Raw genomic sequence first — 15,147 nt, 5'->3', positions numbered from 1 at the left:
TCTCCATCTTCTCTATATCAAAATATTTGTTTACTATTGTAACACATCACCGCATGTGTCCACTAGAACAAGAAGTGCCTGCTGCGCTTCAAGATTCCCATTAAAAAGTCACCAGTGGCCGCAGTTTTTCCAGTACCTTGGGGCCGATCCCCTTGACCTTGCCGAGGTCAGTCGCACCCCGGAAAGCACCTTTGCTGCTACGATAATCGATAATGGCCTGCGCTTTCTTCTCCCCGATCCCCGGTAAATTCATTAATTCCGCTACAGTCGCCATATTGACATTGATCAGACCGGAGGCAGGGGCAGGGGGAGCGGTTGCGCTTGTCCCAGCGCTCACTCCAGCACTTGCTCCAGCACCTGCTTCACCATTCACTCCAGCACTTGCTCCAGCACTTGCTCCAGCACCTGCTTCACCATTCACTCCAGCACCCGCTCCAGCACTTGCTCCAGCACCTGCTTCACCATTCACTCCAGCACCCGCTCCAGCACTTCCCACAGCACCCGGCTGGCCCTGTGCTTGTCCCTCGACCGAAGCCTGCTGCCCTGACTGTGGAATAGCATTTGTGGCGTTTGCAGTATTTGCAACGTTCGCAGCATCTGTCGCATTTCCAACCCCTGCAGGCAGCGCCGCCCCTGTGTTTGCCCCCGCCGCATCAGCGTTCCCCAATGTTACAGGAGCTTTTGCCGCAGCGGCTTCCGTCCCTGACTGAACAGACTCCGCCAAAGCCCCCTCCTCCTGTCCGTCTTTTTCACCAGCCGGCATTTTTGCTTCCTCATGAACGGGAACCCCGATGGCCTCCCCCATGCTTACGTTAAGCGTCTCCCAACCAGCTATACCGGAACTACTGCCACTCGCAGCCCAGATCAGAGCGCTGCCTATAAGCGCTGCCGCTATTCCACCAATGATTGTTCCTTTATTCACCTAACTCCACTCCTTTCTCTGCATCCTTCTATTCGTTTTTTTGAATATTAATACAACCTCTGATATATAAACTCTTGTTGTTTTATACAAAACCTGTCATGAGTCCAAGGCTACCCTGCATACATATAACGAAGAGAATTCATGTCATTCCTCAAAAAAGCAACACAGGAAAGGAGGAACCTTAGGATGAAGATAGGATTTATCGGAACCGGCAGCATGGGCAGTCTATTGATTGACGCGTTCATTTCCTCCGGTGCACTGGAGCCAAGCCAGGTACTGGCCAGCAACCGCAGCCCGGGCAGGCTGTTGCAGCTTCAAGAGCGGCATCCCGGTATCGAGCTATGCGGCAGCAACCGCGAGACCGCTGGCGGAAGCGATATCCTTTTTATATGCGTGAAGCCCCTGGAATTCAAAACGTTAACGGATGAGATCGGCTCTATCTTGACGAAAGAGCAAATTGTAGTCTCCATTACCAGCCCTGTGCAGCTGCATCATCTGGAAACTGTTCTGCCATCCAAAATCGCCAAAGTCATTCCCAGCATTACGCACAGCGTCAAGAGCGGCTCTTCACTTTGCATCTTTGGCAGTCGGTTAAATACGGAAGACAGGCAGAAGCTGCTCAGTCTTCTGTCATTTATCGGCGTTCCTATAGAGATCAACGAAGCCCATACTCGAATTGCTTCTGATTTCTCCAGCTGCGGACCTGCTTTTCTGAGCTATTTCATAGAGCGCTGGATCAATACCGCTATCGTTGCAACCGGTATTGACGGAAATTTAATCAGTCGCCTGGCCGGTGAAATGTTACTTGGCACAGGTAAGCTGCTGACCGAAGGAAACTTCAGCCCGCAGGAGCTGCAGGAACGGGTCGCCGTTCCCGGCGGTATTACAGCGGAAGCGCTGAACCATTTGCGCCTCAGTTTAGATGGTGTCTTCGAGAAGTTGATCTCTACAACCCATGACAAATACGATGAGGATGTCGACAAGCTGAATCTGCTTTTCGGATTGAACGATACTCCTCAGGACTCACTGGATATATAAGACGAACTTAAGAACCGAACGTAAAGCTCGACGTCACTACGGTGGAATGTTTGGACTTCCGGTCGCTGTTGTCCCCAGATTTCTTCTTTATAACCCCATTTAGCAGTTGAAATCTGGCGACAAAGGCGAGCGCTTCGCTCCTACAGTTCCAAACTTCCCCCTTCGTTCCTCTTCGCTATTCGTTACTCTCTTTTGTTCGGCTTATATAGCTAGTAATTCTCCTACGTAAACAAGCCTCGTTCAGACAGCGTCACCCCTGATTCTGCAAAACAAAACCCGCAGCACGGATCACTCCGTTGCTGCGGGCAAATTGCGTTCTTCGCTTAACCCACTACGATATTTACAAGCTTGCCGGGAACGGCAATAATCTTGCGTACGGTCTTACCTTCAACGGCTGCACTCACGTTCGGGAGCGCAAGCGCGTGGGCCTGCATGTCTTCTTGGTTCATATCCTGCGGGATCAGGGCGCGTTGTACGATTTTGCCGTTTACCTGCACGACAATCTCAACCTCGGCATCCACCGTCCATGCTTCATCATAAGCTGGCCAAGCCTCGTAACTGATGCCACCTTCATGGCCCAACAGCTGCCACAGCTCTTCCGCAAGGTGAGGCGCCAGAGGAGACAGCATTTGAACAAAGTTCTCAGCCGCTTCTGTAGACAGCGTCTCCTGCTTATAGGCGTCGTTGATGAAGATCATGAGCTGACTGATCGCCGTATTGAAGCGCAGAGCCTCGAAGTCCTCGGTAACCTTCTTCAATGTCTTATGCCAAGTCCGTTTGAACTCGTCAGTACCGCCGTCAGCTGTAATCTTGCTGGTCAGGCTACCATCCTCGTTCACGAACAGGCGCCATACGCGGGACAAGAAGCGGTGGATACCTTCCACACCTTTTTCGTTCCAAGGCTTGGTGGCTTCCAGTGGTCCCATGAACATTTCATAGACACGCAGCGTATCAGCACCGTAAGCTTCCACAATCTCATCCGGGTTGATAACATTGCCGCGCGACTTACTCATCTTCTCATTGTTGTTACCCAAGATCATACCTTGGTTCACCAGCTTGTGGAACGGCTCCTTGGTGTGTACTACACCCAGATCATACAGCACTTTATGCCAGAAACGGGCATACAGCAAGTGAAGTACCGCATGCTCAGCTCCGCCGATATACAGGTCCACCGGCAGCCATTCTTTCTGCTTCTCTGGCGAGCACAGCGCCTCATCATTGTGCGGATCAATATAACGCAGATAGTACCAGCAGCTGCCCGCCCATTGCGGCATGGTGTTGGTCTCGCGGCGCGCCTTCATGCCAGTCTCCGGATCTACAGTCTCTACCCATTCCGTCACGTTCGCCAGTGGAGATTCGCCTGTACCCGACGGCTTGATAACATCAACATCCGGCAGCATCAGCGGCAGCTGATCTTCCGGTACAGTCTTCATCGTTCCATCTTCCAAATGCAGAATTGGAATCGGCTCACCCCAATACCGCTGACGGCTGAACAGCCAGTCGCGCAGACGATATGTGACTTTGCCTTGACCTTTGCCGTGCTCTTCCAGCCAGGAAATCATCTTGGCAATAGCGTCTGCATTATTCAGGCCATCCAGGAACTCGGAATTAACGTGCGGGCCGTCTCCAGCGTAAGCTTCTTCTTCAATGTTGCCACCTTGCACGACTTCTACGATGTTCAGACCGAATTGCTTCGCAAATTCCCAGTCGCGTGTATCATGACCCGGCACGGCCATAATAGCTCCTGTTCCATAACCGGCCAGTACATAGTCGGCGATCCAGATTGGCACTTGCGCACCATTAACCGGGTTAACTGCATAAGCTCCGGTAAATACGCCTGTCTTCTCTTTTGCCAGATCGGTACGTTCCAGGTCACTCTTGCGTGAAGCCTTCTCACGGTATTCCGAAATCGCTGCACGCTGTGCGTCAGTGGTAATTACATCCACCAGTTCATGTTCTGGCGCCAATACGCAGTAGCTGGCTCCGAACAAAGTATCCGGACGGGTCGTAAATACCTGCAGGCTGGACTCATGGCCCTCAATTGCGAAGGTCACTTCCGCACCAGTTGATTTACCAATCCAGTTACGCTGCATATCCTTGATGCTTTCGGACCAGTCCAGCTCTTCCAAATCCTCAAGTAAACGCTCCGCATAATCGGTGATCTTCAGAATCCACTGACGCATTGGCTTGCGCACCACGGGATGACCGCCGCGCTCACTTTTGCCATCGATGACTTCTTCGTTCGCCAGCACTGTTCCCAGCGCCTCACACCAGTTCACTGGCACTTCAGCTACATAAGCCAGGCCACGATTGTAGAGCTGAATGAAAATCCACTGTGTCCATTTGTAATATTCCGGATCTGTCGTGCTGATCTCGCGATCCCAATCATACGAGAAGCCCAGGGACTTGATCTGACGGCGGAAGTTGTCGATGTTCTTGAAAGTGAATTCCCGCGGGTCCTGTCCGGTATCCAGCGCGTACTGTTCTGCTGGCAGGCCGAAGGCATCCCAGCCCATCGGGTGCAGTACATTGTAACCGCGCATACGCTTGTAGCGGGAGACGATATCTGTTGCCGTGTAGCCTTCCGGATGGCCTACATGCAGCCCTGCACCTGAAGGATACGGGAACATATCCAGCGCGTAAAATTTCGATTTGCCTGGTTCTTCACCAGTCTTGAAAGTCTTGTGTTCATCCCAGTATTTCTGCCATTTCGGCTCAATGCTTTGTGCGTGATAGCCTGTAGTGGCTGTGTTTGGTTTATTATCGCTCATCTTATGCCCCTCCTTGGAGTGTTACTAATCAGAAGAAACGGCTGTGCCGTCCCCTTGGAAGAGGAAGACATGCGTTTCTCGTAAAAAATATAAGCCGTATGTACTGCGCAGAGCATATACACTCTTATATTCAAGTAGAAACGGCTTATCCGTCCTCAAAGGGATGGCATCCGTTTCAGCGAGAAATATAAGGATGGTTTATAAGCGTAAAACTTATAAACCCTTATATTTTCAAAAAAACCTCCCATCCCTAGCGTATAATCGCTAGGGACGAGAGGTCTGAATTCCCGTGGTACCACCCTAGTTAGCGGCTGGATATGCTTTACCGGCCACTCACTTTGCACCCTTTAGCGGGGGTGAGGCGACGATGGTTCACACACATTGTGATGTTCTCCCAAGGGATTGCATCTCTTCTGCGGCTTGCATCGTTACTCCGAGGTGAGTTCATTCCTGTCCGTCAACCGGCTCGCACCCTTGTGCCGGCTCTCTGCAATAACGGTCTATCCGGAACTAATGCTCCTCATCATTGAACAGCTATTCACGATGTAAATCGTAATATTCCACAACATTATATACAATAGCTCCACCAGTAGTCAATCATTAACGACATCTACACCGGCTTTCTTCTAATATAATATGCCACAAAATGCTGAATGACGACCTTTGCCGCCGCGAAAAACGGCACTGCCAGAATTAGTCCCAGCATCCCGGCAACCTCGCCCCCGACCAGCAAGGCAAAAATAATCAGCAGTGGATGCAAATGCAGCGTCCGCCCTACGACCTGAGGAGAAATAATGTTGCTCTCCACAATCTGGCACAGAGTATTCACCAGTGCAACCAGCAGCACCAGCTTCAGCGAGACGGTCGAAGCCATCACAACGGCCGGTGCAGCGCCGAGAAAAGGCCCCATATAAGGCACGATATTAAATACCGCAACGACACTGGCGAACAGCAGCGCATAGGGCATCCCGATGATTGCATAGCCAATATACGCAAACACTCCAATAATTAAACAGACCAGAAATTGACCCCGAATATAGTTTCCTAGCGCCTCATCGATATCTTTGAACAGAGTGACAATCGATTTCCGGCGCGACCTTGGCAGACACGACACAATCGTCCGTTCAAACACTTCAAAGTCCTTGAGGATATAGAAAACAAGAAACGGTACGATAAAGGCATTAAACAGCACGTTAATAGTTGAGCCGATGTTATCAAGAAAGTTAGAGATCCCTTCGGCCAAACGATTTTCCAGCTGAAAAAACCAGTTGTTCATCCCCATTCCCACTCCTGGCGGAATCAGCTTGGAGTTCATGCCGCTCATTAAGCTCTGGGCACGGAGTGTCATTTCCGGCAGATGCTCATTTAATTCTTCCAACTGCTCGATGAACATCGGGATCAGATTGATCGCAATGACGGCAATGGCTGTCAGAAATACGGCATATATAAGCAGAACAGCGACACTTCGCGGCATTTTGCGTCCGGCCAGCATGCTGACTACGGGATTAAGCACATAAGATATAATCATGGCTGCCAGAAAAGGCGCCAGAATGGCTTTTAAAAACACCCAAATGCCCATCAGCATCGGACGAAGCAGCCAAACAAAATACAAAATGATCAGAGAGAGCAGCACCCCGATCATCCAGCGAAACCATTTACTTTGGGACCATTGCTCCATGAGTGTGACCTCCTGCGGTATAACTGGACTGGCTACGTACATAAGTATATGTTCTACCGCAGTAAAATAATCGCATCTACTCCAGGAGCGCCAAAATAAGGCTCCCGCGCCCGGCCAAAAGGAGTGTCCAAAACCAAAAAACGCCAATAACCCTGCAGCTTTGATTTGCTGAAAGGAAATTGACGTTATATAAACTATGTACCGCTGTTCAGACCGGCCCTAATGACAACTCAGGAAGAGGCGTGAATCTGGGGGAAATCCTGGGCGATTTCTTCTCCGGGAAAGAGGTCGTCTAGCGAGCTGAGCGTACCGTCTTCCTCCACCTGGTATACGGACATTTTCTCCCCGTTCACCGTTAGTTCAATAAAGCAGCCCCAGCAATAAAATTGATGCGAACCGATCTTTCCGATATCTTTAGAGCCACAGTTTGGACACTTCATAATATATATTCCACCTATCCGTTAACAATATTAATGGCTTTCTGTAGCCGTTCTTCGCTCATCGCGGGCACCATGACGGTATCCTCACCGATAGACATCTCTTCAGAACAAGGCAGCCATTTGCGGCCTTCGATCAAATCAGTCACAAGTCCGTCACTGATTTCCAGCGCTACTATTGTGTTTCCCATCTTTTGGTCAAAATAAACATCGGAGATCCGGCCCAGTATCGTTCCGGCTGCAGTAATGACCTGCAAATCCTTCAATTTACGTTTGCCCAGAAGAAAAGTATATGGTATGTGGTCAGCTTCTGCCTTTTCAATCGACTCTTTACTGCGAATCATGACAGCATCCTCGCCATAGGCGATTATTTCGTTCCATGCCACAACTTTCACATGATTGGTGAAAAAAGTTTTGCTTTCCAGTTCAATACCCGTAATATTCCAGTTTGAATCCACCAGAATATCGACAATTTTTCCGACTTCCTGACCTTCTTCAACCTCAAATACAGCGAGGCCGATCATATCCTGAAGTTTCATGGCTGTTCGTGGTCCCCCTGCTTGTGAAGTGTACTTGGAATTCCAAAGAGCCAGATGCCCAAATTCCATCACTCCATGTCAGAACCGAAAAAGCGCCTAGTCTCTATTACGCAGCCGATTCAAAATGGTTGCAACTTTTTGGGCAACATACTCTATTTCTTCAGTAGTATTACCCAAACCCGTGCTAAAACGAATCGCCGTGTCCAAAAGATTCCCGGAGAGCTTCATCGCTTGCAGCACATGGGAAATCTCCAGTGATCCTGAGGTGCAGGCCGAGCCGCTGGCTGCGGCAATTCCCTCCATATCCAGATTCATCAGCATGACATCGGTGCGAACCCCCGGAAAGCTCGCATTCAAGATCGATGGTAAAAAATGCTCAGAGTTCCCGTTAACGGAGAATCCCTCGCTCCCAACCAGACGCTCCAGTTCATCCTGCAGCAGCTTCCGCAGTTCCAGTGCCGTCGCACTGCGCTGCTCCTGCCCCTGAACCGCGAGCTCTACCGCCTTTGCGAACCCGGCGACGCCTGCCAGATTCTCTGTGCCGGCACGCCGGCCACGTTCTTGCAGACCGCCGTGCAGTCTTGGATGCACCGGCGCACCGCGCCGTACATAGAGGCCGCCGATGCCCTGCGGCCCGTTTATTTTGTGAGCGGTGAAGCTCATATAGTCCACAGGAAGCTCATGCAGCTTGATCGGCAGCGCCCCTAGCGCCTGAACAGCATCGACGTGGAACAGGATACCCCGGTCCGCAGCCAGACGGCCGATCTCAGTAATCGGCTGAACAGTGCCCACCTCATTGTTGGCGTACATCACACTGATCAGTACGGTGTCTTCACGCAAAGCGGCCTCTACATCAGCTACAGAAACAAGGCCTGTCTCATCAACGGGTAGATAAGTAACCGTGTACCCTTGATGCTCCAGTTCCTCGCAGGTATGCAGCACAGCATGATGCTCAATCATCGTGGTAATGATATGACGACCTTTGTCTGTAGAGGCAGCCGCAGCACCGAACAGTGCCAGATTGTCGCTCTCTGTCCCTCCGCCAGTGAATACCCACTCATCGGGGAAACAGCCTAAAAAGGCCGCGATGGAATCACGCGCCCCGTTCAAAATTCTTTTAGCCGAACGCCCGAATTGATGTACACTCGACGCATTGCCATAGCTTTCTGTCATTATATTCAGCATGACCTTCGCTACTTCAGGATGTATCGGGGTTGAGGCAGCATGGTCCAAATAGATGGATTTCATAGCTAAAGTTCTCCACTTCTATAGATATGGGAATTGGTAATTTGATTATAACGCCAAAGACTTTGATTTTCCAAAAAAAGTTATTGCATGGATTAATGTTAAGGCATAGATTCGACTTAGTGTTTTATCAATCAGTCCAATATGTCGGCTAGATTATCCTCGGAGATCACGGTGATGCCGTGTTTACGCAGCAGTGCAGAGGTGACGCCATCCCCGGTAATCTTTTCACCTGAAAACTCGCCGTTATAGATCATTGCGCTACCGCAAGACGGACTATTCTCCTTCAGTACAACCACGGTGGCTCCCATCTCCCGGGCCTTGTCCAGCGTAATGTGCGCGCCACGAAGGTACAGCTCAGTCACATCGATTCCGGACCTGTCCATCACCCGGGCCTTTCCTTCCAGCACATCATAGCCGTCTCCGCCAACGATTTCGGCCGGTTCCCGCGGGGTAGAAAAACCGCCCAAAAGTTCTGGGCAGACCGCCACGGCCTTATCCTCGTCCAGAAGTTTCTGAATGCTTTCATGCAAGCAATCCGTGCCGTTATATCTTACTTTCATTCCTGCCAGACATGAACTTACCAGAATCACCCGGAACACCTCTACTTCACAAATTATAATGCCCTCGAGGCACAAGAAAAAACGGATGCACTATCCCCATCAGGGACGGTGCCCGTTTTGTTTGCGTAACATTATACTGTCAAGTATACCAGAAAACCGCCTTATTCGCGCTGTTTTTCTGCTGCCCGGTCCCGAATCTGTCTGGCAAACAGGCCAAGAACTGGTGTCAGCAGCACAGCTGAAGCGACGATGGAGGCACGGACAGACAAGCGATTGCCGATCCAGCCTACCAGCGGTCCTCCCGCCGACTGACCGAGCGCATCGGATTGGCTCATCATCGAAATCACCGTTGCCCGTGACTTACTCTCGATGTGCTGATTGAGCCATGTGTTGTATATCGGTCCGTTCAGGGTCATAACCGTATCGTGCAGCAGCACAGCGGCAAGCGCCCACCCGAAGCCGGGAGCAAATGCCATGAGCAGGATTGCCCCGATCCGCAAAGCAGTCAGCACTATCAGACTGAAGAGTATCAGCGGCCGGCTGTTGATATCCAGCTTTTTCTCCGCGAGCCAGACAACCGGCAGACTGACCAGTGTTGACAGCAAAGCGATCAATCCGACCCACACTGCTACCGAGGCCGTTATCCCTTCAGGAAATCCGATGTCTGTAATCAGATGCGCCTGCCATAACCGGTCATACCCTTCCGAGGCTGCACCACTAAACACGGTAACGAGCAGCAGCATCAGCAGAACCGGATGACGGCGAATCATGCCTGCTCCAGACAGCCAAGCACCCTTCATATTTTTCAAATGTGCAAATGGAGTTCCCTCACTCTTCTCCGGTCTGACAAACTTCGTCTCCCTCATATAGCGGATCAGAAAGAGTCCCAGCACTAAATACATCAAGCCTGCTGCCACATAAGGCAGATTTGACTGGATCGTAGAAAGCCCTACACTAATGCCGATGCCAGCCAGTGTTCCGAACAGGCTCAGTCGCTTGGCAGTCAGAAAAACACGCCCGGCTTCCTGCTCGCCAACCTCATCTACAATCCAGGCAATATCAGCACCGCTCGTGAACGTGTAACCAATGCCAAAGAAAACCTGTGACACTAAAAGCCACGCAAAAGCAGAAAGCAACGGAACACTGCTCTCCAGTGCCTGTACACTACCTTCAACTACAAAGCCTACGCCCAAGATGAACATACCGATGATCACCGACCATTTGCGGCTGTACACATCCGCGATCACACCGGTAATTCCTTCAAAAATCAATACCGTCAGCTCCAGCACCGCACCCACCATCAGCAGCTGCAGCGGACTCAGACCGAGAGTAATAACCTGATACACCGCATAGGTGGTAAACATTGTGGCACTGGCAAGGGATGTCCAAAATCCCATAAAGGAATACACATGTCTTGCATTAAGCTGTCTTTTCATTAAACCGGGTCCGCCTCTCTATTCACGGCAGAATCATCCGTACACGTTCATCCCGGCTTCATGAATTCCAGTCTAAGCCGTGCGAAAGTTCTACCGGTCTGTACTTCCTTTCCGTACTGTGAGTGAACAAGCAGCCAAGTTTCTCTGTCGCATATAAGCACACCTCCGAAATTAGTTGAGATTAATTATATTCATTGGATACCAGTTAGGCAGGGGAAAGAATGAGTATAGTTGAAAAGTACCCGGCGGGGTCCGATAGTAGAAACATAGGAAATGGGAGTTACGGAGGCGAGTCGATTGCAACCACATATAGTAGATTATTTAAAAAGAATTCGAATCACTACTAAGAAGTCACGAAGTGTAATTAACGGCATTTTCGTACCTTAATTCCTCTGCAGCTAAGGGTTAATGAAGATTAAGTGCAATATTGTACCTTAAATCTTCCAGAATGCCCCCTATAGGGTGCTTTTTCGATAATCAAGATACAATAATGTCCTTATTTACTAAATTTATATATTCAAATGAAAAATAAGGTACAAAAATGCCGTTAGTTGGGGCGATGCCCCCTCATTTTCATTGTTACGGTTCTGGTAGTTGAAATTGGCGATAGTCTATGTTCCAATAATAGCCTTCCTATAGAAAGCTTCAGGCACGCACTTTGCGCTTACAGTTCCAAAGTTCCCCGTTTGCTCATCTACCTTTTTGTTCATTTTCTTTAGTCGGTAATGTCTACTTTTAGAGTTCAGATTTCCGATATTCTCCAGGTGTTATTCCATGATACTTCTTAAAAGATTGAATGTAATGATTGACATGATTGAATCCAACCCGAGTGGCAATTTCAGTAATAGTGAATCTCGACGCATCTAGTAGTTCCACACTTCGTTTAATCCGATATCCAATAAGGTAGTTATACGGAGTTGTATGAACAATTTTATGAAAACACCTGCCACATTCTGCGATACTGACCCTAGCCGATTTGGCTATATCTGCTAAAGAGATGTCTTCCGAGTAATTTTGATGGATAAAGCTGAGTATGGATTGAACACGCTCCAGCTGTTGCATCTTGGATTTATTATTTGTTTCGTTTTTTTGTAAGGGAACATTGCTTATCAACTTAAGCCACATACAGTTTATCTTGCTTGCCACTTCATACTCCCATCCAAAATATCTGGGTTCTTCATATATTTTTTTCAGGTCCCATAACATTTGAATTAAATAGGCTTGCCAATCTACGTCTTTATTGAGAATCTTCGCTGGAAATGCTGAACTATTTGTATAGGGTTGGACATACTGGAGCTCCATTCGGCTTCCTGAAAAAAAACATAATAGTTTTTCTGGAAAATTGAAACTTACATATTGCCCATCAGCGGACATCTCTGTTGTTACATGCAACAAGCCTTTGTTTATAAAAATTGCTTCTCCCGAATTCAGCCTATAATTATCACCGTTAATTTGAATGCTTATCCAACCGGAAGTGACTAAGGTTAGTTGAATTTCATCATGCCAGTGTAAGTCATTAAAACCTCTTCCGCGAGGTATACACGACAATCGAGTGATCGTATACATTTCGATTGGGAAAAGCGTGTCTGGATAATCATTCTTTTCCTCCAAATTCTTATTCATATAACCCCCGCTCTCAAAATGACGATATTCTTATATTATACGATAATATAATTGCATATATCCCATACGAATGATGATATTATCATACCGAATTCCATATTACATTTAAAGTTAGGAGAGTAAAATGCATATTACATTCCGAGATTATAAAAAAGAAGATATAACGCTCCTTAAAGATATTTGGAACGACATATTAATTGACGGTGTCGCATTTCCTGGAGAAGATCACTACGAGGAGAAAGAATTCGAAAATATGCTGGAGGAACAATCTGCTGTCACATGCATCTTGGTAGATGATGAAGTGGCTGGCTACTATATTTTGCACCCTAATAATATTGGCAGATGCAGCCATGTAGCAAACGCGAGTTATGCGATCTCCAAATTGTACCGCGGCCGTAAATTAGCAGACCCGCTGGTCAAAAAATCGATCGAACAAGCTAGAGAATTGGGCTTTAGAGGAATGCAATTTAATGCAGTAGTTTCAGGCAATTCAGCAGCTATTCACACTTATCAGAAAGCCGGATTTAAGACTGTAGGAACCATTCCCGAAGGGTTTCGCTTGAAAAGCGGAGTGTACTCAGATATGCATATCATGTATCTCCACTTTAGTTAATATTCACAGAGCTTATCATGTAAATAGAATAAAAGCCCGCCGACCAATTAAGGTTGACGGGCTTTTATTGCTGGTTATCTGCTCCACAGTAACAGGGGATAGCAGAGCTATGCGTGAAGTACTTTGAAATTAATTAATTTGCATTTTTTTCTAAATATAGAACATGTAGTTATCTGCATGATTCTCTTCTTTAAAATTGATCAGATCCGACAATGTGGTGGAATCCAGCACATCGGCAATGCTGTCGCGGATACGAAGCCACAGGTCACGCTTAGCCGGGTCATCTTCTTCCGTAAAATCGACAGGGGAAATAGGACCTTCCAATACGCGGATGATATCTCCCGCAGTGATGGAAGCAACTTCGCGGGACAGAATGTAACCGCCGTAAGCTCCGCGAATACTTTTTACAAGACCTGCGTTCCGCAGAGGAGCGATCAGTTGCTCCAGATAATGTTCAGACAATCCGTTTTTCTCAGCAATGCTCTTAAGTGATGTTGGGCCCTCGCCGAATTTCATGGCAAGCTCCATCATAATTGTTAATCCGTAACGTCCTTTTGTCGATATTTTCAAAGGGGCACCTCTTTCGGTTTAGTTGCTGTTTATAGTATAATCATTAGTCGGGTAATACAAAACTTACATTTCAACGTATTCCGATGTTTCCTATGAGTTTATGTTAACATATCTGCGCCCACATTTGGAGAACAAAACGTAACTTTTTGCAAGAATGTTCTCTCCCAGTGGACAAATTGTCATGACTTTGGGCTTTTTTGGCTGAATTTAGCCTAAAGTGGACAGTCTGTGGTAGACAGGTATGTTATAATACAATTTGAGCCGGGTGTTTCATAAATACTTTGGCCGTTCGCTTCATATTTTGCACAGAAATGGTGATTACGATGACAAAAGCAAAGCAAGACACACGTGTCGTCGTCGGCATGTCCGGAGGAGTCGATTCCTCCGTCACGGCGCTTCTGCTCAAGCAGCAGGGCTATGACGTCATCGGCATCTTCATGAAGAACTGGGACGATACCGACGAATTCGGCGTTTGCACGGCAGAAACGGATGCAGAGGATGTTCGCCGCGTCTGCGAGCAGATTGATATCCCTTACTATACCGTAAACTTCGAGAAGGAATACTTTGATAAAGTCTTTTCCTATTTTCTCGATGAATATAAGGCTGGACGCACCCCAAATCCCGATGTCATGTGCAACCGTGAGATCAAATTCGGGGAATTCCTGAACAAGGCACTGCAACTCGGCGCAGATTATGTGGCAACCGGGCACTATGCCCGCGTGGTTGAGGAAGATGGCGTGTACAAGCTGCTGCGCGGTGTCGACAATAACAAAGATCAGACTTACTTCCTGAACGCCTTGAATCAATACCAGCTCTCCAAGGCTATGTTCCCGATCGGTCATCTGCCGAAGCCGGAAGTACGGAGAATTGCCGAAGAAGCGGGTCTATATACCGCGAAGAAAAAAGACAGCACCGGCGTTTGCTTCATTGGAGAGCGTAACTTCCGTGAATTCCTCAGCCAGTACCTGCCCGCCCAGTCGGGCGATATGGTCGACATCGCTACCGGCGAAGTCAAAGGCCGTCATGAAGGGCTGATGTACTACACACTGGGGCAACGCCAAGGACTTGGCATCGGCGGGTCCGGCAATGGCGAGCCATGGTTTGTGGCTGAGAAGGACTTGAGCCGCAACATCCTGTACGTAGTGCAAGGCGACAAGCACCATAGCCTCTACTCCACCGGGCTCGTAGCCTCCGGAGTGAACTGGATCAACGGCACACAGCTCGGCTCAGAGCCTGTGCAATGTGTAGCGAAGTTCCGCTACCGTCAGCCAGACCAAGGCGTAACATTGACTGCCCGTGAGGACGGAACGGTGCATGTAGCATTTGACGTACCGCAAAAGGCGATTACGCCTGGACAAGCCGTTGTTTTCTACCAAGGCGAAGAGTGCCTTGGCGGCGGAACGATTGAATATGCAGAGAAAGTTGTGCCTTTGGCGCAAAATGCCTAACTTGTAGTTAGAACATTTTAGATGTGTTGAATCGAGTAGGAGGGGGCGGTAAACCCCCGTCCTCTCACACCACCGTACATGCGGGTCCGCATACGGCGGTTCCAAAAGGTTAACAAAGCTCTAAGTAACGTGAAAGCAAACTCTTCAGCCCTTTCGCTTCCCAATAGGAAGTGGGAAGGGCATTATTTGTGTTCCGGGACATTTCCCATGCGCCTCGCCTCGAGTTAGCCATTTTAAAACATGCCCACTCTGGAACCCCAAGGG

At 48.6% G+C, this 15,147-nt stretch carries 13 protein-coding genes and 1 pseudogene; 3 read left to right on the top strand and 11 right to left on the bottom strand.

The genetic code is table 11. The features are described from left to right. Positions 1-100 precede the first annotated feature (100 nt). Complete coding sequence (locus HPT30_RS30445; protein ID WP_217622432.1) at positions 101-922, bottom strand: ComEA family DNA-binding protein; 822 nt, start codon at positions 920-922, stop codon at positions 101-103. 186 nt (positions 923-1,108) lie between these two features. On the opposite strand from HPT30_RS30445, the gene comER reads away from it, so the two are divergent. Next, the gene (gene comER, locus HPT30_RS18255) at positions 1,109-1,960 is read left to right on the top strand and encodes a late competence protein ComER (RefSeq protein ID WP_175372794.1); all 852 of its coding nucleotides are present in this window, start codon (positions 1,109-1,111) and stop codon (positions 1,958-1,960) included. A 323-nt stretch (positions 1,961-2,283) separates the two neighbouring features. On the opposite strand, the gene leuS is transcribed toward comER, so the two are convergent. From leuS to HPT30_RS18215, 8 genes are all read right to left on the bottom strand, one after another. Further along, complete coding sequence (gene leuS, locus HPT30_RS18250; RefSeq protein ID WP_175372793.1) at positions 2,284-4,731, bottom strand: leucine--tRNA ligase; 2,448 nt, start codon at positions 4,729-4,731, stop codon at positions 2,284-2,286. Between the two features lie 610 nt (positions 4,732-5,341). Beyond that, positions 5,342-6,409 carry an AI-2E family transporter gene (locus tag HPT30_RS18245; RefSeq protein ID WP_175372792.1) on the bottom strand — a complete coding sequence of 356 codons (1,068 nt, stop codon included), beginning with the start codon at positions 6,407-6,409 and terminating at the stop codon, positions 5,342-5,344. Between the two features lie 230 nt (positions 6,410-6,639). Beyond that, on the bottom strand, positions 6,640-6,849 hold the full coding sequence (locus HPT30_RS18240) for a YrzR-like zinc ribbon domain (protein ID WP_066364384.1): 210 nt from the start codon (positions 6,847-6,849) through the stop codon (positions 6,640-6,642). A 14-nt stretch (positions 6,850-6,863) separates the two neighbouring features. Further along, on the bottom strand, positions 6,864-7,385 hold the full coding sequence (locus HPT30_RS18235) for a PRC-barrel domain-containing protein (protein WP_175372791.1): 522 nt from the start codon (positions 7,383-7,385) through the stop codon (positions 6,864-6,866). Between the two features lie 96 nt (positions 7,386-7,481). Next, positions 7,482-8,633, bottom strand: a complete 1,152-nt coding sequence (locus tag HPT30_RS18230) for a cysteine desulfurase family protein (RefSeq protein WP_175372790.1) — start codon at positions 8,631-8,633, stop codon at positions 7,482-7,484. Between the two features lie 131 nt (positions 8,634-8,764). Continuing rightward, complete coding sequence (locus HPT30_RS18225; RefSeq protein WP_175372789.1) at positions 8,765-9,223, bottom strand: 2-thiouracil desulfurase family protein; 459 nt, start codon at positions 9,221-9,223, stop codon at positions 8,765-8,767. Between the two features lie 131 nt (positions 9,224-9,354). Next, positions 9,355-10,629, bottom strand: coding sequence for an MFS transporter (locus HPT30_RS18220; RefSeq protein ID WP_175372788.1), 1,275 nt, complete (start codon positions 10,627-10,629; stop codon positions 9,355-9,357). Positions 10,630-11,364: 735 nt separating this feature from the next. Then, positions 11,365-12,252, bottom strand: a complete 888-nt coding sequence (locus tag HPT30_RS18215; protein ID WP_175372787.1) for an AraC family transcriptional regulator — start codon at positions 12,250-12,252, stop codon at positions 11,365-11,367. A gap of 124 nt (positions 12,253-12,376) precedes the next feature. Between HPT30_RS18215 and HPT30_RS18210 the strand changes: the two genes are divergently transcribed. Beyond that, a complete protein-coding gene (locus HPT30_RS18210; RefSeq protein WP_175372786.1) occupies positions 12,377-12,865 on the top strand; it encodes a GNAT family N-acetyltransferase in 489 nt (162 codons plus the stop codon). A 150-nt stretch (positions 12,866-13,015) separates the two neighbouring features. On the opposite strand, the gene cymR is transcribed toward HPT30_RS18210, so the two are convergent. Beyond that, positions 13,016-13,435 (bottom strand): cysteine metabolism transcriptional regulator CymR, encoded by a 420-nt coding sequence (cymR, locus tag HPT30_RS18205; RefSeq protein WP_175372785.1) that lies wholly within the window; start codon positions 13,433-13,435, stop codon positions 13,016-13,018. Between the two features lie 323 nt (positions 13,436-13,758). Between cymR and mnmA the strand changes: the two genes are divergently transcribed. Beyond that, on the top strand, positions 13,759-14,883 hold the full coding sequence (mnmA, locus tag HPT30_RS18200; protein WP_175372784.1) for a tRNA 2-thiouridine(34) synthase MnmA: 1,125 nt from the start codon (positions 13,759-13,761) through the stop codon (positions 14,881-14,883). Positions 14,884-14,992: 109 nt separating this feature from the next. On the opposite strand, the pseudogene HPT30_RS30715 reads toward mnmA, so the two are convergent. Continuing rightward, positions 14,993-15,147: pseudogene (locus tag HPT30_RS30715) on the bottom strand (group II intron reverse transcriptase/maturase); the annotation flags it as partial.

It is taken from the genome of Paenibacillus agri, from assembly GCF_013359945.1.
GTDB lineage: Bacteria > Bacillota > Bacilli > Paenibacillales > Paenibacillaceae > Paenibacillus_AQ > Paenibacillus_AQ agri.
This window is presented reverse-complemented; position numbering and strand designations above follow the sequence as displayed.